General features: G+C 70.5%; 22 protein-coding genes. 6 read left to right on the top strand and 16 right to left on the bottom strand.

Features of this window, described 5'->3' with window-relative positions; all coding sequences use genetic code 11:
* Positions 1–41: 41 nt before the first annotated feature.
* From ABD466_RS17585 to ABD466_RS17570, 4 genes are all read right to left on the bottom strand, one after another.
* Positions 42–1,277: an ABC transporter permease gene (locus tag ABD466_RS17585; RefSeq protein WP_344658147.1), complete on the bottom strand. Its 1,236-nt coding sequence runs from the start codon at positions 1,275–1,277 to the stop codon at positions 42–44.
* The gene (locus ABD466_RS17580; RefSeq protein WP_344658146.1) at positions 1,270–2,964 is read right to left on the bottom strand and encodes an ABC transporter ATP-binding protein; all 1,695 of its coding nucleotides are present in this window, start codon (positions 2,962–2,964) and stop codon (positions 1,270–1,272) included. Before ABD466_RS17580 ends, ABD466_RS17585 begins: the two co-directional genes overlap by 8 nt.
* A 25-nt stretch (positions 2,965–2,989) precedes the next feature.
* On the bottom strand, positions 2,990–4,156 hold the full coding sequence (locus ABD466_RS17575; protein ID WP_344658145.1) for a BMP family lipoprotein: 1,167 nt from the start codon (positions 4,154–4,156) through the stop codon (positions 2,990–2,992).
* Positions 4,157–4,534: 378 nt separating this feature from the next.
* On the bottom strand, positions 4,535–5,800 hold the full coding sequence (locus ABD466_RS17570; RefSeq protein WP_344658144.1) for an amidohydrolase: 1,266 nt from the start codon (positions 5,798–5,800) through the stop codon (positions 4,535–4,537).
* Between the two features lie 166 nt (positions 5,801–5,966).
* Between ABD466_RS17570 and ABD466_RS17565 the strand changes: the two genes are divergently transcribed.
* Positions 5,967–6,857: a N,N-dimethylformamidase beta subunit family domain-containing protein gene (locus tag ABD466_RS17565; protein ID WP_344658143.1), complete on the top strand. Its 891-nt coding sequence runs from the start codon at positions 5,967–5,969 to the stop codon at positions 6,855–6,857.
* Here the strand turns inward: ABD466_RS17565 and ABD466_RS17560 are convergent.
* The 7 genes from ABD466_RS17560 to ABD466_RS17530 all read right to left on the bottom strand — a co-directional run bounded on the left by ABD466_RS17560 (position 6,851) and on the right by ABD466_RS17530 (position 14,137).
* Entirely contained in the window at positions 6,851–8,308 is a 1,458-nt protein-coding gene (locus ABD466_RS17560) for a N,N-dimethylformamidase beta subunit family domain-containing protein (protein ID WP_344658142.1), read from the bottom strand. The genes ABD466_RS17565 and ABD466_RS17560 overlap by 7 nt on opposite strands.
* 137 nt (positions 8,309–8,445) lie before the next feature.
* On the bottom strand, positions 8,446–9,399 hold the full coding sequence (locus ABD466_RS17555) for a hypothetical protein (RefSeq protein ID WP_344658141.1): 954 nt from the start codon (positions 9,397–9,399) through the stop codon (positions 8,446–8,448).
* Entirely contained in the window at positions 9,396–9,986 is a 591-nt protein-coding gene (locus ABD466_RS17550) for a SigE family RNA polymerase sigma factor (RefSeq protein ID WP_344658140.1), read from the bottom strand. Before ABD466_RS17550 ends, ABD466_RS17555 begins: the two co-directional genes overlap by 4 nt.
* A gap of 127 nt (positions 9,987–10,113) precedes the next feature.
* The gene (locus ABD466_RS17545) at positions 10,114–11,697 is read right to left on the bottom strand and encodes an acyl-CoA mutase large subunit family protein (protein ID WP_344658139.1); all 1,584 of its coding nucleotides are present in this window, start codon (positions 11,695–11,697) and stop codon (positions 10,114–10,116) included.
* Positions 11,698–11,808: 111 nt separating this feature from the next.
* Positions 11,809–12,363: a VapC50 family PIN domain-containing toxin gene (locus ABD466_RS17540; RefSeq protein WP_344658138.1), complete on the bottom strand. Its 555-nt coding sequence runs from the start codon at positions 12,361–12,363 to the stop codon at positions 11,809–11,811.
* A gap of 4 nt (positions 12,364–12,367) precedes the next feature.
* Positions 12,368–12,799, bottom strand: a complete 432-nt coding sequence (locus ABD466_RS17535) for a helix-turn-helix domain-containing protein (protein ID WP_344658194.1) — start codon at positions 12,797–12,799, stop codon at positions 12,368–12,370.
* Positions 12,800–12,886: 87 nt separating this feature from the next.
* Positions 12,887–14,137 (bottom strand): cytochrome P450, encoded by a 1,251-nt coding sequence (locus ABD466_RS17530; protein WP_344658137.1) that lies wholly within the window; start codon positions 14,135–14,137, stop codon positions 12,887–12,889.
* Between the two features lie 364 nt (positions 14,138–14,501).
* Here ABD466_RS17530 and sdhC point away from each other — a divergent pair, with 364 nt between their 5' ends.
* The 5 genes from sdhC (at position 14,502) to ABD466_RS17505 (ending at position 18,431) form a co-directional block, all read left to right on the top strand.
* Positions 14,502–14,900: a succinate dehydrogenase, cytochrome b556 subunit gene (gene sdhC / locus ABD466_RS17525; RefSeq protein ID WP_344658136.1), complete on the top strand. Its 399-nt coding sequence runs from the start codon at positions 14,502–14,504 to the stop codon at positions 14,898–14,900.
* Between the two features lie 8 nt (positions 14,901–14,908).
* Positions 14,909–15,358, top strand: coding sequence for a succinate dehydrogenase hydrophobic membrane anchor subunit (locus tag ABD466_RS17520; RefSeq protein WP_344658135.1), 450 nt, complete (start codon positions 14,909–14,911; stop codon positions 15,356–15,358).
* Between the two features lie 8 nt (positions 15,359–15,366).
* Complete coding sequence (gene sdhA, locus ABD466_RS17515) at positions 15,367–17,130, top strand: succinate dehydrogenase flavoprotein subunit (RefSeq protein WP_344658134.1); 1,764 nt, start codon at positions 15,367–15,369, stop codon at positions 17,128–17,130.
* Positions 17,130–17,903 (top strand): succinate dehydrogenase iron-sulfur subunit, encoded by a 774-nt coding sequence (locus ABD466_RS17510; protein ID WP_344658133.1) that lies wholly within the window; start codon positions 17,130–17,132, stop codon positions 17,901–17,903. Before sdhA ends, ABD466_RS17510 begins: the two co-directional genes overlap by 1 nt.
* An 81-nt stretch (positions 17,904–17,984) precedes the next feature.
* Positions 17,985–18,431 (top strand): SSI family serine proteinase inhibitor, encoded by a 447-nt coding sequence (locus ABD466_RS17505; protein WP_344658132.1) that lies wholly within the window; start codon positions 17,985–17,987, stop codon positions 18,429–18,431.
* Between the two features lie 14 nt (positions 18,432–18,445).
* Here the strand turns inward: ABD466_RS17505 and ABD466_RS17500 are convergent, their stop codons facing one another.
* The 5 genes from ABD466_RS17500 to ABD466_RS17480 all read right to left on the bottom strand — a co-directional run bounded on the left by ABD466_RS17500 (position 18,446) and on the right by ABD466_RS17480 (position 23,128).
* Entirely contained in the window at positions 18,446–19,135 is a 690-nt protein-coding gene (locus ABD466_RS17500; RefSeq protein ID WP_344658131.1) for a TetR/AcrR family transcriptional regulator, read from the bottom strand.
* A gap of 94 nt (positions 19,136–19,229) precedes the next feature.
* Positions 19,230–19,886 (bottom strand): response regulator, encoded by a 657-nt coding sequence (locus tag ABD466_RS17495; RefSeq protein ID WP_344658130.1) that lies wholly within the window; start codon positions 19,884–19,886, stop codon positions 19,230–19,232.
* Between the two features lie 230 nt (positions 19,887–20,116).
* Positions 20,117–21,346 (bottom strand): sensor histidine kinase, encoded by a 1,230-nt coding sequence (locus ABD466_RS17490; protein WP_344658129.1) that lies wholly within the window; start codon positions 21,344–21,346, stop codon positions 20,117–20,119.
* An 82-nt stretch (positions 21,347–21,428) separates the two neighbouring features.
* Positions 21,429–22,151, bottom strand: coding sequence for an ABC transporter permease (locus ABD466_RS17485; protein ID WP_344658128.1), 723 nt, complete (start codon positions 22,149–22,151; stop codon positions 21,429–21,431).
* Positions 22,148–23,128, bottom strand: a complete 981-nt coding sequence (locus tag ABD466_RS17480) for an ABC transporter ATP-binding protein (protein WP_344658127.1) — start codon at positions 23,126–23,128, stop codon at positions 22,148–22,150. The genes ABD466_RS17485 and ABD466_RS17480 overlap by 4 nt, the downstream gene beginning before the upstream one ends.
* Between the last annotated feature and the right edge of the window lie 109 nt (positions 23,129–23,237).

The raw sequence follows: 23,237 nt of genomic DNA, 5'->3' as shown, positions 1-23,237 counted from the left end.
GCCGTCCTCATCACGTACGTCAACGCGCGCTCAGAACGCATTCAGACCACCGGCTCCACCGCGGAGTCGACGGCCGCCGGCGGGGCCGCCGAGGGCGCCGCGCCGCCGCGGGTGCGCCGCACGTCGCGCAGCCGGAAGATCTCCTGCACCAGCATCGGCGCCGCGACGAAGACCACGATGACGGCCTGCAGCACGGTCACCACGTCGTGCGGCACCGTGGGCTGGGTCGAGGCCTCCATCACCCGGCCGCCGGCGTTCAGCGCGCCGAACAGCAGCGCCGCCAGCGCCACGCCGACCGGCTTGCCCCGGCCCAGCAGCGCCACCGTGATGCCGGTGAAGCCGATGCCGTTGTCCAGGGTGTTGGTCATCGCGTGCGAGGCCGACAGCGTGCCGGTCACCTGGGTCACCGCCACCAGGCCCATCAGGGCCCCCGCGATCAGCATCGCGTAGACCTGGGTGCGGGCCACCGAGATGCCGGCGGTGTTCGCCGCGTCCGGGTTCGAGCCCACGGCCCGCAGCCGGAACCCGAGCGTGGAGCGGGACATCAGCCACCACACCAGGACCACGGCGACGATCGCGAGCAGCGTGGACAGGTTCACCTCGGGGCTGCTGCCGTGGATGTGCGGCAGCAGCGCGGAGTCCTTGACCGGCTTGCTGATCGCGTCCTGGCGCTTGGGGTCGTGGAACGCCTTGGTGCTGATCAGCCAGGCCAGGACGCCCAGGGCGATGTTGTTCAGCATGATCGAGCTGATCACCTCGTGCGCCCCGAAGCGCGCCTTGAGCAGCCCGATCAGCCCGCCGACCAGTCCGCCGCAGAGCATGCCGACGACGATCGCCAGCAGCACGTGCAGCGGCAGCGGCAGCGAGACGGTGAAACCGATCCAGGTGGCGCCCACCGCGCCGATGATCAGCTGGCTCTGGCCGCCGATGTTGAACAGGCCGGCGCGGAACGGCACGGCCACCGCCAGGCCGGCGAAGACCAGCGGAGTGGCGTTGACGATGGTGTTCTCGATCGGCCGCAGGGCCTGCGGGGCGTCCGGGTCGTAGACCGCGCCCTTGAACATGTCGGCGTAGCCGCCGGAGACCTTGTCCCAGGAGTCGCGGAAGGCGTCGCCCGGGACGCTGGTGACGTAGCCCCACTCGTGCAGCAGGTGCTGGTCCGACACGATCATCAGGATCCCGCCGATCACCAGCGCCAGCGCGAACGCCAGCACCGTGACGGTGACGGTGTTGGCCGTGGTGATCCCGACGAGAATTCGCTTCAGCCGGTTACTCATCGGCGGTCTCGCTGCTCTCTTCGGCGCTGTCTGCCGCGCTCATTTCGGCGGGGGCTTCCTCGGACGCCGCGCGCGGCGCCGGCACGTCGGCCTCGGCCTCGGACTGGGCCTCGGACTGGGCCTCAGGCTCGGTCTCGGCCTCAGGCTCGGCCTCAAGCTCGGCCGCGTCCTGGCCGGACCCGTCCTCGCCGACGCTGCCGGCCATCAGCAGGCCGAGCTCCTCGTTCGACGTGTCCGGCGGGACGATGCCCACGATCCGGCCCCGGTACATCACCGCGATCCGGTCCGACAGCGCGGTGATCTCGTCCAGCTCGGTGGACACGATCAGCACCGGCTTGCCGGCGTCGCGCTGCTCGATGATCCGCTTGTGGATGAACTCCATGGCGCCGACGTCCACCCCGCGGGTCGGCTGCGAGGCGACCAGCAGGCTGGGGTCGCGCTGCAGCGCACGGGCCACCACGACCTTCTGCTGGTTGCCTCCGGACAGCGACGACGCCGGGGTCTGCGCGGACTCGGCCCGGATGTCGAACTCGGCGAGCCGGTCGGCGCCGTTCTTCGCGATCGCGTCCAGGTCCAGCATCAGCGCGTTCCCGAAGGGGGCCCGGTCGGCCTCGTCCAGGACCAGGTTCTCGGCGATCGAGAAGTCCGGCACCAGACCGTCGTGCTGGCGGTCCTCCGGAACGTGCCCGAGGCCCTGGCGCAGCACCTGCCGCGGCGTGGCGCCGACCAGCTCGCGGCCGCGCAGCAGCGCCGACCCCTCGGCCGGGCGCAGGCCGGTGATCGCCTCGACCAGCTCGGTCTGCCCGTTGCCCTGCACCCCGGCGATCCCGAGGACCTCCCCGGCGTGCAGGTCGAAGGAGACGTCGTCGACGGCCAGGAAGCCGCGGTCGTCGCGGACCTTCAGGCCCTGCACCCGCAGCGCCACCTCGCCGGGCTCGCGCGGCTCCTTCTCCACGACCAGCCGCACGTCGCGGCCGACCATCAGGGAGGCCAGCTCGCGCGCGGTCGCGGTGGGCTCGGCGTCGCCGACCACCTTCCCGCGGCGGATGACGGTGATCCGGTCGGCGACCGCCCGGACCTCGTTCAGCTTGTGGGTGATGAACACGACCGACTTGCCGGCCGCCTTCAGCCCGCGCATGACCGTGAACAGCTCCTCGGTCTCCTGCGGGGTGAGCACCGCGGTGGGCTCGTCGAGGATCAGCACCTCGGCGTCCCGCATCAGGGCCTTGACGATCTCGACCCGCTGCTGCACGCCCACCGGCAGGTCCTCGACCAGCGCGTCGGGGTCCACCGGCAGGCCATAGCGGGCCGAGACCTCCTTCACGTCCTGGCGGGCCTTGCGGCGGTCCAGCCAGCCCAGCGGGCCGCCGCGGCTCTCCTCGTGGCCCAGCACCAGGTTCTCGGCGACGGTGAAGACCGGGACCAGCATGAAGTGCTGGTGCACCATGCCGATCCCGGCCGCGATCGCGTCGCGCGGCGACTTGAACTCACGTGCCTCCCCGTCCACCACGATCTCCCCGGAGTCCGGGGTCAGCAGACCGTAGAGGATGTTCATCAGGGTCGACTTGCCGGCCCCGTTCTCGCCCAACAGGCAGTGGATCTCACCGGGTTCGACGGTCAGGTCGATGGCGGAGTTCGCCGCCACCGACCCGAACGTCTTGGTGATGCCACGGAGTTCCAGTCGCATCAGGTTCTGTCGCTTCCCGAGGGGGTTACTTCGGCTGGCTCGGCGAGTTGATCTTGACGGCGCCGGAGGTGATCTGGCCCTTCAGCGCGGTGATCTCGGCCTGCAGGTCGCTCGGGATCGAGGAGCCCAGGGTCTTGCCGTAGACCAGATCGGTGCCGCCGTTGGAGAGGTCCAGGACGTCCTGGCTGCCGCCCTTGAAGTTGCCGGCCGCGGCGTCCTCGACGACCTTCTTCACCGCAGTGTCGATGCCCTTGGTGACCGAGGCCAGGAACACGCCGCAGTCGTCGGCGTCCGAGACGCAGCCGTCGGTGTCGACCCAGATCACCTTGGCCTTGCCGCCCTTGGCCGCCGCGGTGGCGCCGCGGCCGGCACCGCCGGCGACCGCGAAGACGATGTCGGCGCCCTGGTTGATGAACCCGTCGGTCAGGGACTTGCCGACGTTGGTGTCGGTGAACGACTTGGAGAACGAGCCGCCGCTGGGGCTGGTCTCGTCCCAGCCCAGGACCTTGACGCTCTTGCCCTTGACCTTGTTGTAGTACTGGACGCCCTCCCAGAAGCCGTCCATGTAGATGGTCACCGGCGGAATGTTCAGGCCGCCCCAGGTGGCCACCACGCCGGACTTGGAGGTGCCGGCGGCCAGGTAGCCGGCCAGGAACGCGCCCTGGGCGGTGTTGAACTGCAGGCCGTGCACGTTCGGCTCGGGCTTGTTGGTCTTGTCGTTCGCCGAGCTGTGGTCCACGATCGCGAAGTTCTGCGAGGTCTTGGCCTCGGCCTGGGCGTTGGTGGCGTCCGCCATCAGGCCGCCGACCGTGACGATCAGGTTGCAGTTCTTGCCCTCGAGCGCGGTGATGTTCGGGACGTAGTCGTTCTCGCTGGTCGACTGCAGGTACTGGACCTTCGCCTTCCCGTCCTTCTCGGCGGCCTGCATGCCGGCCCACGCCGAGGCGTTGAACGAGCGGTCGTCGATGCCGCCGGTGTCGGTCACCATGCACGCGGAGAAGTTCGCGTTCGAGGTGCCGCCGGAGCTCGACGACGTGGCGGACGAGGCGGACGAGGAAGCCGAGCTCGGCGCCGAGCCGGTGGAGCTCGACGAACCCGAAGCAGCGGGCGTGGACTTCGAACCGCAGCCCGCGGCGGCCAGGGCCACCACGGCCGCGGCGGAAGCGATCCTGGTCATGTTGGTGGTGCGCACGGCTCCCCCTCCAGATCTTTTCGATAACACAGCCACGATGTGGACGACGGTAGACAGCGTAAGCAGGCGCGACCTACCGGTCAGTCAGTTCAGCGGTTGCGGAGCCACATCGCAATACACCTGTGATCCCGGAACGTGAGATCGTTTTCGGCAAGATCGCACGACGCTTCCGAGCGATTACGGGGCGCACTCGCCTGTCACCGGCGAAGGCGGGTGAAAGGGGCGCGGGGTGACAACCCGTGGTCGTCGGGGGAAGAACGGGCATCACCGGCGGGGTGCTCCCGCCGCGCCCCCGTCACCTTCCCGTCGTGGTGCGGTCGCCGGGGCGTTCCCAGGGTCCGCTCAGCCGATCCAGTCCGCTCAGCCGGTCCGGTCCGCTCAGCCGATCCAGTCCACCAGGGCCGCGGTGGCCAGCATCCGCACCCCGGCCGCGATCGCGCCCTCGTCGGCCAGGAACGTGCCCTGGTGCAGGTCGCGCACCGCCTTGTCGCCGGGGGTGCGCACGCCCAGCCGGGCCATCGCGCCCGGCACCCGCTGCAGGTACCAGGCGAAGTCCTCGCCGCCGAGCGACTGCGGAGTGCTGACCACGGCCTCGGCGCCGAGCGAGCGGGAGGCGGCGGTGCGCAACAGGGCCACCGACTCGGCCTCGTTCACCACCGGCGGCACACCCTGCACGTAGTCCAGGGTGTGCTTGACGCCGAACTTCGCGGCGATCGCGTCGATCAGCTCGTGGACCACGTCCGGCGCCTGGTTCCAGGCGTCCTGGTCCAGGGTGCGGATGGTGCCCCGGGCGGTGCCGCTGCTGGGGATGGCGTTGGCCGCGCTGCCGGCCGAGATCTGGCCCCACACCAGGGACAGGCCGGCCCGCGGGTCGATGCGCCGGGACAGCGCGGCCGGCACCTCGGCGACGATCGAGGCCAGGGCGTAGACCAGGTCGGCGGTCAGGTGCGGGCGGGAGGTGTGGCCGCCGGGGCCGTCCAGGGTCAGCGAGACCATGTCGCAGGCCGCGGTCAGCGGGCCGGTGCGCAGTCCGACGTGGCCGACGTCCAGCCGCGGGTCGCAGTGGATGGACAGGATCTTGCTGACCCCGTACAGCGCGCCCTCGGCGACCATGTCCAGGGCGCCGCCGGGCATCGACTCCTCGGCCGGCTGGAAGATCAGCCGCACCGGGCGCCGCAGGTGGCCGGCGCGGGCCAGTTCGGCCAGGGTCAGGCCGGTGCCCAGCACCACGGCGGTGTGCACGTCGTGGCCGCACGCGTGCATCACGCCGGGCACCCGCGAGCGGAACTCCAGCTCGTTGTTCTCCTCGATCGGCAGCGCGTCGATGTCGGCGCGGAAGGCCAGGTACGGCAGCTTCTCGGTGCCCGGCGGGACGATGTCGCAGACCAGGCCGCTGCCCACGCCGCGCACCCGCGGGCTCAGGCCAGCCCGCTCCAGTTTGGCCGCGATGGCCGCGGTGGTGCGGAACTCGGCCCGGCTCAGTTCCGGGTTGGCGTGCAGGTCGCGGCGGAAGAGGACCAGCTCGGGTACGAGGTGTCCGGCGATGTCCAGGACGTGCGTGTGCTGATCCGGTGCCGGAGTCGGTGCCGGATGCAGTGACGGTGCCGAGTCGCTCGCGACCGGCGCTTCGTGGGCCAGGTCCATTGGCCAAGGGTAGGCCCGTCCCCTCGTGCCGCGCTGCAAGTCAGTCAAATGATGCGCTGATCGGGTGAAGAAGATCACGGTTTTCTGACCCGATCGGAGGATTGCGGTATGGCCCGAGTGGGTAGGAAGGGCACTCGCCGCGTTCCGCGTGCCAGGGTTGCCGATTGTGAAGACCCGCCGGCCCGCCCTCCCGCCGCTGTCGCTGCCGCTGCCGTTGCCGCTGTCCGGCACCCGCCGCCGCGCCGGCGCGGTGCGCGCGGTCCAGGCCTACGCCTCGTCCCCGAGCGCCCCGGCCGGCGGCACCATGGAGTTCCGCGTCTCGGTGCCGAGCCGGGCCGCGTGCTCGGTGGCGGTGCGGCGGATCGGGACGCCCGTTCCGACCCCGGCGGTGCGCTTCGCCGGCGAGGACCAGGACGGCGCCTCGGTGGCGTGGGTCCGGGTCGGGTCCGGGGCCGCCGCGCCCCCGCTCGCCGACGGCGTGGGCGTCCCGCTGACGTGGTGCGACTGGGAACCGTCGCTGCTGCTGGACATCCCGGAGTCGTGGCCGCCGGGCCTGTACGTCGCACGCTTCAGCGTCGAGGCGCCGCTGCTGTCGGCCGTGGCGCTGCGGGGCCGGAGCGCCTACGTGCCCTTCGTGGTGCGGGCCCCGCTGGCCGCCGGGTTCCCGACGCTCGTGATCCTGCCGTTCGCGGAGTACGCGGCGGCGAACCCGTGGCCGACTCCGGAGGTGCGGCGGGCGCGGGCGGTGTCGCTGGACCGGCCGTTCGCCGGGAACGGCCTGCCGCAGGCGTTCGCCGCCGACGCGGCCTACGTGGAGGCGATGGTGGACACCGACTTCGCGACCAGCCTCGACCTGCACGCCGGGTTCGTGGACCCGGGCGCGTATCGCAGGATCCTGTTCCGCTCCGACGTGTGGTCGCCGGAGATGCGCGCGGCCGTCACGAAGGCGTCGCTCGGCGGCACGGACGTCGGCGGACTGGACGGAGTGCCGCCGACGTCGGTGGACTTCGTGCCGGGTCCGGACGGACGCCGCGACAGGGTCCTCATCCGCTACTGAACCAGCATCCGCGCCAGCAGGTTCGCGGTGGCGCGCTGGATGCGCGAATCCGCGATCCCGTGCGCGGACAAGCCTTTCGCCCAGTGGAACGTGCCGCCGTCGAAGACCAGTCCGCCGGCTGGCGTGCGGTGCAGGACAGTGTGCTGAATTCGCGGCCGGCCCTGTCCGGTGTAGGGGGAGGCGGCGAGGATCTCGACGCCGTCCGGACTCCGCACCCAGGGCTGCACCTGATCGCACTCGCCCCACAGCAGTTCGGGGATCCGCTCGCCGTCGCGCACGCCGGTGCCCTCCCAGAACCAGTGCCCCGCGTTGTCGACGACGAGCGGAGCGGTGCCCTTCAGCGTCGAGACGTACTGCGCGCCGAGGACGGCCTGCTCGGGGCGGCCGATCTGGCGCCACTGGGCGGTGCGCTCGTTCGCCGAGGCGGCACCGGGGTCGGGGCGGTTCTTGTAGCAGACGACGGTACGGCCGCCGTCTTCGAGGCGGATACGCCAGTACACGTTGTTGGCGGCCAGAAACGCGACGTGGGTGCCGTTCGCGATGGCCTTGTCGAGCGCGTCGCGCATCGGAGCCGACCAGTACTCGTCGTGGCCGGGGAAGATCAGGGCCCTGTGGCGGGTCGGGTCCACCGTGCCGTCGTGCAGGTCCGCACTGTCGGCGTACCCGACGGTCTTGCCGTTGGCGTCGGCCCAGATCTCGATCCACTTGGCGAAGGCGGTGTCCAGGTCGAAGTTCGCCGGCAACCCGGTGACGTGGTACGGCCGGTCGTGGCTGACCTTGGTGGCGGCTTTGCCCTCGGTGTAGATCTTGCCGTCTTCCCAGGCGTAGTAGAGGCTCGCGCCGGTCTTCTTGTCCTTGGGGTACTCGTTGTAAGCCTGGTAGGTGGGGAACGGCAGACCGACGAGGATGTCGTGCGCGGTCGCGTCGTCGCGGACCACGAAGGGGACGCAGGTCTGGAGGCCGTCCTCGGTCCGGAGCTTGGCCACGTGGATGCCGCTGCGCCAGTCGGCGGGGACGTCCAGGTGCCAGGTCGGGGTCCAGGAGCAGGTGATGGTGCGGGTGGACAGGTCCAGCCGGGACCAGTCCTGGGTCGCGCCTTCCAAGGACTCTGTTTTCAGAACGCTGAGATCTTCTGCGCCGACCCGGAACACCTCGACGGTGAACGGCTGGGGCGGGTTCACCGAGACCATGAAATCGACACCGTCGCCGCGGTTCACGCTGGTGGCCGAGGCGTAGGCACGGATCCGGCCCTCGACGTCGCTGCTCGCGCAGGTGCCGCCGGACTTGGGCGACCAGACCGGCTCACCGGCCGGGCTCACGTGCTCGGCGGGAGCGACCTCGCGGGGGGCCGGGACGGGGTGTCCGGGATCGTGCGGCTTGGCCCGGAACAAGCCGGTGACCTCCCGCTTGGCCTTCGCCGCGACGCGTCGGCCGTACTTGCCGATCCCCATGTTGACACCCATTGACGCCGCCGATCGGTGTGGCCTGATCCCTGTTGCCCGCTGATCTGTCTGCCCAGATCTGCGACCATGGTAGTCGCGGTCTCAGGCCAGTCGAGTTGGCCTGAGACCGCGCTGGGCGTGTCACATCACGAGCCGGCCACCGGCCCGGCCGGATCGATCACGTCGACGACGTGTCCGGCGGCGTCGCGCAGCGTGAGGGTGTAACGGCCGGCGCCGTCGATGACGGACCGGTCCACGAGGAAGACGTAGTAGCCGTAGTCCTCACCGCTCACGCGGGTGATCGGCTGCGGAGCGGTGCCCCGATCGCCGACGGTGAGGGTGACCGTCGCCACCTTCGTGCCGTCGACACGGCCGGCCAGTTCCGTCAGGGTCCCGCCGACGGTCGTCGAAGGGTTCTCGACGAGCGTGCCGGGTCCGGACACCTGGTCGAAGGTGCCGCAGGTCATGGGGCTCGAGGCATCCGGGAACGTGCCGGGCGCCCGGTCGCCCCACTGCAGACCCAGCGCCTCGCAACTGGCCGTGCCGGCGTGGCCCTGCTGGGACTGCGGGAGGTGGTTGTTCGGCTCCCCCGGGCTGGACGGGCGTTCGTCCTTCGGGTAGACGAACCGGTCGCGGACCAGGCGCCAGTGCCGGCCGTTGAGGGTTCCGGAGGCCACCACCCGGTAGTCGTCGTGGGGGTTCGGGGCGACGACCGGCCCTTCCCGGTCCTCGAAGGTCCCGGTGGGGGCCATGATGGGCTTGGTCGGGCTGGTCGGGCTCGTCGGGCTGGTCGGGCTCGTCGGGCTCGTCGGGCTCGTCGGGCTCGTCGAGTGGGTCGGGCTGGTCGCGGCCCCGGCGGCGGCATGGGCCTGCCCCTCGCCGGAGCGAGCGGTACCGGCGCCCCCGGCGAACACCGCCACCGCGGCCACCGGCAGTACCGCCAGCGCGGCCACGCCCGAGGTCAGTGCGAGCCGGCGGCGGTGACGCACCGCGGTGCCGTGCCGCATCACGGCCTCGATCGGCGAGGCCGTGATCACCAGCTGCTCGACCTGCTCGCCGAGGGCGGCGTGCAGGTCATCGTGCTCTGATACGTGGTTCATTCCCCATCCTTCCTCATGGTGGGAACCTTGACGGGGTCGCTCACACCGTGGCCGAAGCCGCCACCGAGCGCCGGGTCGGTCCGCAGCTTCGCGAGCGCCCTGGCCGCCTGGCTCTTGACCGTGCCCTGCGAGCAGCCGAGCACCGCGGCGACCTCCCGTTCGGACAAGTCCTCCCAGTAGCGCAGCACCACCACCGCCCGCTGCCGTGCGGGCAGCGTGCCCAGCGCCGTCATCAGCGCCGACCGCTGCGCGATCCCCTCGTGGGGCTCGTATCCCCGCGCGTCGTGCGGCGCGGCCACGAGGTGCTCGGGCACCCTCCGTTTCCGGAACCGCCCGGCGTTGGTGTTGACGAGCACGCGCCGCACGTAGGCGTCGACGTCGTCGGCCCTGCGCACCCGGCGCCACGACGCGTAGACCTTGGTCAGCGCGGTCTGCGCCACGTCTTCGGCGAGGAACTGGTCCCCAGTCAGCAGGAACGCGGTCCGCACCAGCCCGGGCCACCGTGCCGCCATGAAGGCCTGGAACTCCGCGTCGGCATCGGCCCCGGTCCCGGCGCTCTCTTTCGCGCCGCCCGGTTGTTTTCGCATTCGCGACCCCCTTCCGCCCTACCAGAGCACGAGGGGGTCGGGATGGGTTGCCTGCCCGCGTGCGGGAACGGCGAAGGCCCCGGCGCCTTCTGAGCGGCCAGGGCCTTCGCCGGGTTGTGGGCGGCGGTTAGAACGCGTCCGCCGGCACGTACGTCCCCCACACGTCGCGCAGCGCGTGGCTGACCTCGCCGCCGGTGGCCCGCGCGGCGAGGGCCTCCCGCATCGGGTACAGGACGTTCTCGGTGTCGGTCTCGGCGGCGCGCTTCATCTCGTCGAGGGCCTTGGTGACGGCGACGTTGTCGCGCTCGGCGCGCAGCTTGGTGAGGCGCGCGGCCTGCTGGGCCTCGATCGCGGGGTCGACGCGGAGCGGCTCGTAGGGCTCCTCGACGTCGATCGTGTACTTGTTGACGCCGACGACCGTGCGCTTGCCGCTGTCGATCTCCTGGGCGATCTGGTAGGCGGAGCGCTCGATCTCCTGCTTCTGGAAGCCGGCCTCGATGCCGGCGACGGCGCCGCCGAAGTCCTCGACGCGGGCCATCAGCTCCAGCGCGGCGGTCTCGACCTCGTCGGTGAGGGCCTCGATGGCATAGGAGCCGGCGAACGGGTCGACGGTCTTGGTGACGTCGGACTCGTAGGCGATGACCTGCTGGGTGCGCAGGGCGAGGCGGGCCGCCTTCTCGGTGGGGAGGGCGATGGCCTCGTCGAAGGAGTTGGTGTGCAGCGACTGGGTTCCGCCGAGCACCGCCCCGAGGCCCTGGAGGGCGACGCGGACCAGATTCACCTCGGGCTGCTGGGCGGTGAGCTGCACCCCGGCGGTCTGGGTGTGGAAGCGCAGCATCATCGACTTGGGGTTCTCGGCCCCGAACTCGTCCCGCATCACCCGCGCCCAGATCCGCCGGGCCGCGCGGAACTTCGCCACCTCCTCCAGCAGCGTGGTGCGCGCCACGAAGAAGAAGGACAGGCGCGGCGCGAAGTCGTCGACGTCCAGCCCGGACGCGACGGCGGCGCGCACGTACTCGATGCCGTTGGCCAGCGTGAACGCGATCTCCTGCGCGGGCGTGGCCCCGGCCTCGGCCATGTGGTAGCCGCTGATGGAGATGGTGTTCCACTTGGGGATCTCACGGTGGCAGTACTGGAAGACGTTCGACACCAGCCGCAGCGACGGCTTCGGCGGGAAGATGTACGTCCCGCGCGCGATGTACTCCTTCAGGATGTCGTTCTGGATGGTGCCGGTGAGCTTGCCGCTCGGCACCCCCTGCTCCTCGCCCACCAGCTGGTACATCAGCAGCAGCACGGACCCCGGGGCGTTGATCGTCATCGACGTCGACACCTCCCCCAGCGGAATGCCGTCGAACAGCACCCGCATGTCCTCCACCGAGTCGATGGCGACCCCGACCTTGCCCACCTCCCCGGCGGCTATCGCCTCATCCGAGTCGTATCCCATCTGCGTGGGCAGGTCGAAGGCCACCGAGAGCCCCATCGTCCCGGCGTTGATCAGCTGGTGGTACCGCCGATTCGACTCGGCCGCCGTCCCGAACCCGGCGTACTGCCGCATCGTCCACGGCTTCCCGGTGTACATCGACGGATACACACCCCGCGTGAAGGGAAAGCCCCCCGGCTCCCCCAGCTTCTCCGCCGGATCCCAACCGCTCAGCGCGGACGGGCCGTACACAGGCTCGATCGGCAGGCCGGACTCGCTCAGCGATGACACGTTCGGGCTCCTTAAAGGCTCCGGGGCTCGCGGCAGAGGGGTACGCGGCCTCCTGTCCGCAGGGTATTCCGTCCGCCTTGAAGCCACCAACGGGCTGGGTTGAGGCGTGCGTCACTCGGCGTGACGAGCGAAGTCCCGACGCCGCACTCCTTCGGCGAACCGCGGGACGGACTTCGCCAGTACGGTCAACAGCCCGTCCAGTGTCCTCGGCTCCCGACGGTGCTGCTCGACCTTCGCGGTCAGAGTCTCCAAGACCACGCCTGGAGATGTCTCCAGCAGCTCCACCAGGTACTCGTCCGGGTGCAGCACTCGTGCTCCGGTCTCGGGAACCAGCCTCGGGAAGTCCTTCAGGTTGGTCGTGACCAGGACTTCGGCTTCGGAATGGACGGTGGCGGCGAGAACGTGCCGGTCCTTCCAGTGGTTGGCCATATCGCCGACCCGGTGCTCGAAGCCGACGACGACGGAGTCACCGAACGCCCCTCGCAGAGCCGACAGCAACCGGCCGGCTGATTCTCGTCCGACCACCGGTTCGAGATTGCGACGCAGTTCGTCCAGAACCAGCTCCGACCACAGCGGACCGAACACGTCGGCCTCGGCCAGCCGCAGCAGCACGTCTCGCAACGTCGCGGGGTACAGGACGCAGGTGTCCAAGAACGCGGTCTGCATGATGTCAGCGCAGGTGCTTCATCGGGTGGTCGTCCGTCGACGCCCCGGCCTCCTCGTCTATGCGCAGCATCTCTTCGATCCCGGCACGCCGCTTCTGTCCACGCCGCTCGCGGTAGGCGAGGACGGACTCCCGGGAGACCCGGCGGTGCACTGAGGGACGTGTGTATTCGATCTCGCCGTCCTCGGCGAGCCTGACCACCGTGGGGCGGGAGATCCCCAGCAGCTCAGCAGCCTCTCCGGTGGACAGGTCCTTGGGCAGCGAGGCGATCACGACCGCGCCGGTGTCGCGCATTATCCCCAGGACCGACCGTAGCGCGGCGTTCACTTCGGACGGCAGTTCGGACGGCAGCGGCTCCCCTGCGTCGAGCAGCGCCGCCAGGGCTCGCAACGCCTCGCCGTGGTCGGGCTCCGGGAAAACCGTGGTGCGCTCCAGCATTTCGGTCACACCTCCATCATGCTTCGTTTTCGTTTGAAACGAAACACTCGGAGCCGCTTCCTACGCCATACCAGTGACGGCCCACCCCTACCGATACCGCACCGGCAGCGACTTGATCCCGTTGATCCACGCCGACCGCAGCCGCCGCACGTCACCGTCCGGCGCCAGGCCCGGGGCGAGCTCGGCCAGGGTGTCGAACATCAGGTTGATCTCCATCTTCGCCAGGTTCGCGCCCAGGCAGTAGTGCGGGCCGCCGCCGCCGAAGCCCAGGTGGGGGTTCGGGTCGCGGCTGATGTCGAACGTGTGCGGGTCGGGGATCACGGTCTCGTCGTAGTTCGCCGAGGAGTACAGCATCACGACGCGCTGGCCGGCCTTCACCTCGACGTCGCCGACGGAGGTGTCGGCCAGGGCCGTGCGCTGGAAGGAGATGATCGGGGTCGCCCAGCGGACGATCTCGTCGGCGGCGGTCTTCGGGCGGGACGTCTTGTACAGCTCCCACTGGGCCGGGTTGTCGAAGAAGGCGCGCATGCCGTGGGTGATGGCGTTGCGGGTGGTCTCGTTGCCGGCGACGACGAGCATCAGGACGAAGAAGCCGAACTCGTCGTCGTTCAGCTTGCCGAAGCCGTCGCCGCGGTCGGCCTCGATGAGCTTCGTGACGATGTCGTCCTCGGGGTGCTCGCGGCGTTGGGCGGCCAGGCCCATCGCGTACATCAGCAGCTCGATGGAGGCGTTCTTGCCGTCCTCCTCGCTGACGTTCAGGTCCGGGTCGTCGTAGCCGGTCATGGTGTTCGACCAGGTGAACAGCTTCCAGCGGTCCTCCTGGGGCACGCCGATCAGGTCCGCGATCGCCTGCAGCGGGAGCTCGCCGGCCAGGTCGGTGACGAAGTCGCCGCCGCCCTTGGCGACCGCCTCGGCGACGATGCGGCGGGTGCGGTCCTTCAGGACCGACTCCAGGGCGTTGATCGACCGGGGCGTGAAGCCGCGCTGGACGATGTTCCGCATCTTGGTGTGGTCCGGGGCGTCGGCGTTCAGCATGATGACCTTCTGCATGTCCAGGTCGGCACGCGTCACCTGCGGCCCGTAGCGGACCAGCGCCGTGTTCGGGGAGGAGCCGAACAGCTCGGGGTGGGTCGAGACGTACTTCACGTCCGCGTGGCGCGAGGCCACCCAGTACCCCTCGTCGCCGAACGGCTGCCGGGAGCCGGGGGTGGCGCACCACCACAGCCTCGCGGTGCGGCGCAGCTCGGCGAACTCCTCGAACGGCATCCGCTCCTCGTAGAGGTCCGGATCGGTGAAGTCCCGGTCGACCGGGATCGCGGGCTTGGTCGAGACAGACATGCGGCGCCTCCCGGCCGTGGGTTCTGACGGACTGTCAGCTACGGATCGAAGGGCACGGTAATAACGCGTTCTAGTTTTCGCAATAGCCATCCGCGGCGAGCCGCCCGCTCCCAGCCCGCCCTCTGCCGCGCGCCGCTGACCGGCGAATTTAAGCCAACGAATTCGTTGGCAAATCCCTCACGAGGGCGAACGCGCCCCCTTCGGCGCCGGAGCCCTGAGGAGTTGGTCACACTCGGCTTGCGAGTCCGTTTTGTCCACTTGATGATCGTTAGCATGACCGCTGGCACCGAAGCCTGTCCGCATGTCAAGACGGCGCACGGTAACGGTAGCCGTCTCGTCAGCTACTTCTCCTGAGAGGCTGGGCATGGCAAGCGGAGCAAAGGGCGCCAGGGGCACCCTCTACCGCGGCCGGGAAGGCATGTGGAGCTGGGTGGCGCAGCGCGTCACGGGCGTCCTGGTGTTCTTCTTCCTGTTCGCACACGTGCTCGACACGGCCCTGGTCCGCGTCAGTCCGCATACCTACGACCAGGTCATCGGCACCTACAAGAACCCGATCGTGAACCTCCTCGAGGTCGGGCTGGTCGGCGCCGTCATGTTCCACGCGTTCAACGGCCTGCGGCTGATCGCCGTGGACTTCTGGAGCAAGGGGCCGAAGTACCAGCGGCAGCTGCTCTGGATCGTCGTCGGCGTCTGGGCCGTGCTGATGATCGGCTTCCTGGAGCCGATGATGCAGCACACCTTCCACGAGTGGTTCGGGTGGTGATCCGCTAAATGTCCTCGCACGTCGCACTCGAGCCGCCGCGCACCGGCAATCCGGGCCGTTCGCAGCGCGTCCGCACCCGCAAGGGCCCGGGCAAGGTCACCCGGGGCAACTTCGAGCTCTACTCCTGGCTGTTCATGCGGGCCTCCGGCGTCCTGCTGGTCTTCCTGGTCCTCGGCCACCTGTTCATCATGATGGTGACCGACGGCGGCGTGGAGAAGATCGGCTTCGCCTTCGTCGCCGGCCGCTGGGCCTCGCCGTGGTGGCAGTTCTGGGACCTGCTCCAGCTCTGGCTGGCCATGCTGCACGGCACCAACGGCATGCGCACGGTCATCAACGACTACGCCGACAAGGACCGCACCCGCGCGATCCTCAAGGGGCTGCTCTACACGGCGGCCGTGCTGACGGTCTTCCTCGGCACCCTGGTCATCTTCACGTTCGACCCGAACATCAAGGGCTAGGCACGCGCATGGCACCCCAGATCCACACTTACGACACGATCATCGTCGGCGCCGGCGGCGCGGGCATGCGCGCGGCCCTGGAGGCCTCCAAGCGCAGCCGGACGGCCGTGCTGACGAAGCTCTACCCGACCCGCTCCCACACCGGCGCGGCGCAGGGCGGCATGTGCGCCGCCCTGGCCAACGTCGAGGACGACAACTGGGAGTGGCACACCTACGACACGGTCAAGGGCGGCGACTACCTGGTCGACCAGGACGCCGCCGAGATCATGTGCAAGGAGGCGATCGACGCCGTCCTGGACCTGGAGAAGATGGGCCTGCCCTTCTCCCGGACCCCCGAGGGCAAGATCGACCAGCGGCGCTTCGGCGGGCACACCAAGGAGCACGGCAAGGCTCCGGTGCACCGCTCCTGCTACGCCGCCGACCGCACCGGCCACATGATCCTGCAGACGCTGTACCAGAACTGCGTCAAGCAGGACGTCGAGTTCTACAACGAGTTCTACGTCCTGGACCTGCTCCTGCACACGGACGCGGACGGCACCAAGCACGCGGCCGGCGTCGTGGCCCTGGAGCTGGCCACCGGTGAGATCCACATCTTCCGCGGCAAGGCGGTCATCCTGGCCACCGGCGGCTTCGGCAAGGTCTTCAAGACCACCTCGAACGCCCACACCCTGACCGGCGACGGCATGGGCATCGTGTGGCGCCGCGGGCTGCCGCTGGAGGACATGGAGTTCTACCAGTTCCACCCGACCGGCCTGGCGGGCCTGGGCATCCTGCTCACCGAGGGCGCCCGCGGCGAGGGCGGCATCCTGCGCAACGCCGACGGCGAGCGCTTCATGGAGCGCTACGCCCCGACCATCAAGGACCTGGCGCCCCGCGACATCGTCGCGCGCTCCATGGTGCTGGAGGTCCGCGACGGGCGTGGCGCGGGCCCCAACAAGGACTACGTCTACCTGGACCTGACGCACCTGCCGGCCGAGCAGATCGAGGAGAAGCTGCCGGACATCACCGAGTTCGCCCGCACCTACCTCGGCGTGGAGCCGACCACGGAGCTGGTGCCGGTGTACCCGACGGCGCACTACGCGATGGGCGGCGTGCCGACCAACGTCGCCGGCGAGGTGCTCGCCGACAACGACACCGTCGTCAAGGGCCTGTACGCGGCCGGCGAGGTGGCCTGCGTGTCGGTGCACGGCTCCAACCGCCTGGGCACCAACTCGCTGCTGGACATCAACGTCTTCGGGCGCCGGGCCGGCATCAACGCCGCCGAGTACACCGAGCACGCCGAGCTCCAGCCGCTGCCGCCGGAGCCCGAGCAGGCCGTGGTCTCGATGGTCGAGGGGCTCCGCACCTCCACCGGCCACGAGCGGGTCGCCCAGCTCCGGGCCGAGCTGCAGACCACGATGGACCAGAACGCCGGCGTGTACCGCAACGACGAGACGCTCGCGCAGGCCGAGAAGGACGTCAAGGAACTGCAGCGCCGGTACCAGAACGTCGCGGTCCAGGACAAGGGCAAGCGGTTCAACACCGACCTGCTGGAGGCCGTCGAGCTGGGCTTCCTGCTGGACCTGGCCGAGATCCTCGTGCTCGGCGCCCGCAACCGCACCGAGTCCCGCGGCGCCCAGGCCCGCGAGGACTACCCGACGCGGGACGACGTGAACTGGCAGAAGCACACGATGGCCTACCGGGAGAAGGACGGAAAGGGCGGGTACCAGATCCGCCTGGACTACAAGCCCGTCATCGTCACCCGTTACCAGCCGACGGAGCGTAAGTACTGATGAGCACCGCGACAGTGCAAGACAAGGTGGCGACCTCGGCCTCGGGCAAGGCCGGCGTGGAGCTGATGACCATCACGGTCCGCATCAAGCGCTACAACCCGGAGGTCGACAGCGAGCCGCGCTGGGTCGACTACCAGGTCACCGCCGACCCCACGGCGCGCATCCTGGACTCGCTGCACGCGATCAAGTGGGAGCAGGACGGCTCGCTGACCTTCCGCCGCTCCTGCGCCCACGGCGTGTGCGGCTCGGACGCGATGCGGATCAACGGCAAGAACCGGCTGGCGTGCAAGGCCCTGGTGAAGGACCTGAACCCGGCCAAGCCGATCACCGTCGAGCCGATCCAGGGCCTGCCGGTGCTCAAGGACCTCGTGGTCGACATGGAGCCGTTCTTCCAGGCCTACCGCGACGTCAAGCCGTTCCTGATCGCGCACGGCAACGAGCCCACGCGCGAGCGCATCCAGTCGCAGAAGGACCGCGACCGCTTCGACGACACCACCAAGTGCATCCTGTGCGCCGCGTGCACCACGTCGTGCCCGGTGTTCTGGACCGACGGGCAGTACTTCGGCCCGGCGGCGATCGTCAACGCACACCGGTTCATCTTCGACTCCCGCGACGACGCGGCGAACGAGCGCCTGGAGATCCTCAACGACCGCGAGGGCGTGTGGCGCTGCCGGACCACGTTCAACTGCACCGAGGCGTGCCCGCGCGGGATCCAGATCACGCAGGCGATCGCCGAGGTGAAGCGGGCGCTGATCACCCGCAGGGTGATCTGACGCGGGCGGTGATCTGACCCGAATGGTGGTGCGGCGGCCCGCTGGAGGTGACTCCGGCGGGCCGTCCGCCGTTAGGGCGGCATGACTATCTCTATCGTGCGCCGTGCCGGAGCCGCCGCGGCCGCCGCGCTGCTGTCCGGGGCCGTGGCGGCCGCCGGAGCTCCGAGCGCCGCGGCCGCTTCCTTCCACGTCATCGGCGGCTTCCACCTGAAGCGGGTGCAGAGCATCGACGGCAGGACGGAGACCGCACTGCTGCTGTGCGAGTCCAGCTCCTTCGGCGCCAGGCCGGGGAGGATCCACGGGTTCGGGAATCTGAAGGACCCGACCGCGGCCTGTGCGGAGCTGGCCGCGGCGCACGGCGACTTCGCGGCGCTGGACGTCCACCCGACCTGGCTGGCGCCGATGCTGATGGCCCCGGTGCACGTCGAGGCGCACGGGACGTGGAAGGGCGCCGAGGTCCACTACGCCCACGACTTCCCCAACAACGGCGCCCTGGCCAAGCAGTCCGGAGACGTGTTCGCGTTCTGACCCGCGGGGCGGCGTCAGCCCCGCCGCTTCCCGATCCGCTCGTTCTCCTCGGCGATCGCCCGCTCGACGGCGGCGCGGTCGTCGGGGTCCAGCGGGCTGAACACCACGGCCGCGCCCGGGAGCGCGCTGTTGCCGGGCGCGGCCCGCAGGCCGTCGAGCAGGATGGCGACCAGGCGGTCGGTCAGCAGGTCCGGGTCGACGGTCGGCGGGTAGTTCGGGCGGCTCATCGAGAGCATGCCCGCGAGCATCTGGATCTCCAGGAAGCCGACGTCGCCGCGCAGCTCCCCCGCGTCCTGGGCGGCCTGGTAGACGCCCTCGACGGCGGTGACGGCCGCGCGCATCGCGGCGGCGACGCCCGGCTCGTCGATCAGGTCCAGCCGCTCCCGGAAGATGACCGGCAGCGCGGGGCCGATGCCGAGGCCGGCGACCGCCCGGACGAGGCGCTCCCAGGCCGGCCGGGCTCCGTGGGCGGCCTCGTCCGCCGCCTCGGCGGTGCGCACCGCGTCGGTCATGCTCTCGAAGATGTCGACGATGACGCCGCGCAGCAGCGCGTCCCGGTCCGGGAAGCGCCGGTACAACGTGCCGATGCCGACGCCCGCCCGCTTGGCGATCTTGTCGAGGGCGACGGACGTGCCCTCCTCGACGAAGACCTCGCGCGCCGCCTCCAGCAGCGCGCGGCGGTTGTCCTCTGCATCGGCTCGCATGGCGCGCAGCGTAGTGCCCGGGACGGAAGGGACGAAAATCCACGCGGCCCCGCGCCGCGGCCGCTTCGCCGGAAGGAGGGCCGCCGGCCCGGCGTCAGAGCCAGCCGCGCTGCTGCGCCGCCTGGACCGCCTCGGTGCGGTTCCGGGCGGCGGTCTTCTGGATGCAGGCCGACAGGTAGTTGCGGACCGTGCCCTCCGAGAGGTGCAGGCGGCCGGCGATGTCGGCGATGGTGGAGCCGTCGGCGGAGGCGGCGAGGACGTCGCGCTCGCGCGGGGTCAGCGGGTTCTCCCCGGCGGCCAGCGCGGCGGCGGCCAGGTCCGGGTCGATGACGCGCTCACCGCGCAGCACCTTGCGGATCGCGGCGACCAGCTCGGCCACCGGCGCGTCCTTGACCAGGAACGCCGACGCCCCCGATTCCATCGCTCGCCGCAGGAACCCGGGCCGGCCGAAGGTGGTGAGGATGACGATCTTCACGTCCGGCAGGGCCCGGTGCAGCGCGTCGGCCGCTTCCAGCCCGGTCATCCCCGGCATCTCGATGTCCAGGAGCGCGACCCGCACGCCGGCGGACTTCGCGGCGGCCACCACCTCGTCGCCGCGGCCCACCTCGGCGACCACGGCGAGGTCGTCCTCGAGGTTGAGCAGCGCCGCCAGGGCGCCGCGCACCATGGCCTGGTCCTCGGCCAGCAGCAGGCGCACGACGGGCGGCTCGGGCGGCTGGGGCGACTCGGGCGGCTGGGGCGACTCGGTCATGCGGGCCAACCTATCGTCGCCGGACGACGCCGCGCACGAGGAGACCGGCGCTGACCGGCCCGGAGCAGGGCGCCGAGTTCGACGGCGGATATCAGCGATCGATCAGGATCCGAGTGCGGGCCCGGCCCGGCCCACCGCGGGTTCGCCGGCCCGTCAGACTCCGCCGCGGCCGGTACGCAGCGCGGCGCCGTGCGCCCGCTCCAGCCGGGCCGCGGTCGGGCCGCGGCCAGTCAGACTGGCGCCGCGGCCACCAACCGGAAGTCCCCGTCCGGCCCTCCGACCGCCAGCCGCCCCCCGACCGCGTCGAGCCGCTCCCGCAGGCCCGCCAGCCCGTTCCCCCCGAACTCCTCCACCGTTCCGGCCGTGGCGGCCAGCCCTCGCCCGTTGTTCCGCACGGTGAGCACCGCCTCCCCTCGCGCGCGCTCCAGCGCCACGCTGACGCGCGTCGCGCCGCTGTGGCGGATCACGTTCGTGACCGCCTCGCGCAGGCTCCACGCCAGGGCGGCCTCGCAATCCGGGTCGAACTCGCCGGTGGCGGCGGCGACCGCCTGGTCGGCCTCCAGCTTGATGCCCGCCGCCTCCAGCGCGGTGGCGGCCGACGCCACCTCGACGGCCAGGGTCGCGCGGCGGTAGCCGCTGACCGCCTCACGGATGTCCGTGAGCGTCTGCCGGGAGACCTGTTCGATCTCCTCGACCTCCTTCAGCGCGGCGTCCAGGCGCGGGAGCGGGGTGTCGGCGGCCGCCTCGCGGACCTTGTGCATCATGCGCTGGGCCAGCTCGGCCTTCAGTGTGATCATCGACAGCGAGTGGCCTGTCAGGTCGTGCAGGTCGCGGGCCATGCGCAGCCGCTCCTCGCTGACGGCCAGGTGGGCCACCGCCGCGCGGGCCTCCCGCAGCTGGCCGATGACCAGGGCCAGCTGGCGGATGCCGATGGTGGACATGCCGGCGAAGAACGTCGGCAGGGCCAGCTCCAGCCAGTCGGTGGAGGTGGCGCCCGGGGCCAGCACCACGCACAGCGTCATCAGGGCGAACACGATCAGCACGCCCCGGAGCGCTCTTCTCCCCTCCAGTGGAAGAGCCAGTCCGGTGCCGGTGCCGACGTAGACCCACATCCCGGCCAGGTCGGAGTTGATGCAGGTGCAGGTGACGAACGCGATCACGCCCATCCCGAACAGCACCGGCCGCGCCATCCGCGGCGTCCGCATCGGCGTGCCCAGCTCGCCGTACCGCGGGTAGACCGCGTACGACAGCAGTCCGTAGCACCCGACGAACACCCCGGCGACCACGTAGTTCAGCAGCTTCCACTGCGGTGTGTGGGTTGAGTGGACCACTTTCACCAGCGGATCCACCATGTAGACCAGCCAGATCGCTGCGAACAGCCACTTGTAACGCCCCGGCTGGCCCACCTTCGGCGTCGTCATGTCGATGGCCGGGTCCAAGAACTCCGTCCGCGCGCCCACGTCCACCGCCTCCTCGCCTCAGGCCCGGTCCGTCACCGATCCCCCGCCCCTGATCGCGGGGACGGGGGATCCGCCGATCATGTCACTGTTCCTTGGCCGACCGGTACGACAGGACGGCGAGTCCGGCGAACAGCGCGCCCCAGGCCAGCACGATCCCGACCGAGGTCATCGAGACCTTGCCGGTGGCGATGATGTCGGTGCCGAGCTTGTGCGCCTGGTAGGTCGGGAACCACTTCCCGATCTTGTCCAGCAGGCCCTCCAGCGGGAACCACAGGCCGCCGAGGATGGCCATCGGGAAGAACACCAGCATCACGGCCGGCTGCGCGGTCTCCGGGTCGAAGCGGTAGCCGATCGCCACCGCCAGCGAGACGAACACCACCGAGGCGGCCCACAGCAGCACCGCGATGGCGGGCCACTTCCAGGCGTCCATGTGCACGTGGAACAGCGTGGCGCCGAGCAGGAACACCACCAGCACCGACGGGATGGTGGTGACCAGCGAGGTCACGATCTTGCTGAACACGTAGCCCCCGCCCGGCAGCGGGGTCAGGCGCAGCTGCCGCGTCCACCCGGTCTTGCGCTCGGTGGCGATCCGGATCGAGTTGTTCATCAGCGCGCCGGCCATCGCCCCGTACGTGGCCATGGCCAGCATGTAGTAGGCCTTGAACTCGACCCCGGAGGTGTCCTTGGTGCTGTTGCCGACCGCCAGATACAGCACCGCCGGCATGGCGATCGCGAAGATCAGGAACCGGGTGTTGCGGATCACCCGCAGCACGTCCAGCTTCGTCAGCGTCATGGTCGCGCTCATCGGGCCGCCTCCAGGCTCTGCGTCTCGGTGCCCCCGGCGACGCCGCCGGCGTGGCCGTTGTCCTCGGCGGTGATCGCCAGGAACGCCTGCTCCAGGCCCAGCGCCTGGATCTCGATGTCAGCCGGCCGGTACCCGGCGTCCAGCAGCGCGTACAGCGTGGCGTCCGAGTCGGACGTCTGCAGCCGCACGATGTCCGCCTGCCGTTCCACGTGCACCAGGTTCGGCAGCCGGTGCAGCACCGCGTCCTGCACCCCCGGCAGCCGGAACGACAACCGCTTGGCGCCGGCGCTGGCCTTGATCTCCGCGGCCGTGCCGTCGGCCAGCAGCCGCCCCTTGTTGATGACGATGACCCGCTCGGCGAACTGGTCCGCCTCGTCGAGGTAGTGGGTGGCGAACAGCACGGTCTTGCCCTCCAGCGCCCGCTCCCGCATGGTCGCCCAGAACGCCTGCCGGTTCTCCACGTCCATACCGGTCGTCGGCTCGTCCAGCACGATCAGCGGACTGTCCCCGATGATCGCCATCGCGAACTGCACCCGCTGCTGCTGCCCCCCGGACAGCTTGTCCACCCGGCGGTCGGCCAGATCGGCGATGTTGGCCCGCTTCAGCGCCTCGGACACCGGGATCGGCCGCGGGTGCAGCTTCGCCCACAGCTGCACCTGCTCCCGGACCGTCACCTCGCTCATCAGCCCGCCGGACTGGAGCATCGCCCCGACCCGGCCGTGCTTGATGGCCTGGGCCGCGGTCCCGCCGAACAGCGCCACCCGCCCCGAGTCGGGCCGGCTCAGCCCCAGCAGCATGTTCAGCGAGGTGGACTTCCCTGCGCCGTTCGGCCCCAGGAAGGCGATGGTCTGCCCGGCGCCCATCGTCATGGTGAGGCCGTTCACGGCGTGCACCGGGCCCTGCGGCGAGGCGAAGGTCTTGCTCACGTTCTCGAACTCGACTACCGCCCCGTCCGGGCTTCGAGTGTCTCGTGGCATCTCAGGTGTTCCTTCTGGTGTGGTCGATCGTTCCCCTTCGTCATCCATGACACCAGCGCGACCTGCGCCGGAACCATTGCGAAACCTCGTGAACCGGGCATGACACCTG

This window comes from Catenulispora subtropica (genome assembly GCF_039531675.1).
Classification (GTDB): domain Bacteria; phylum Actinomycetota; class Actinomycetes; order Streptomycetales; family Catenulisporaceae; genus Catenulispora; species Catenulispora subtropica.
Note: the sequence above shows the minus strand (reverse complement) of the source record. Positions and strands in the feature narration are given on the sequence as shown.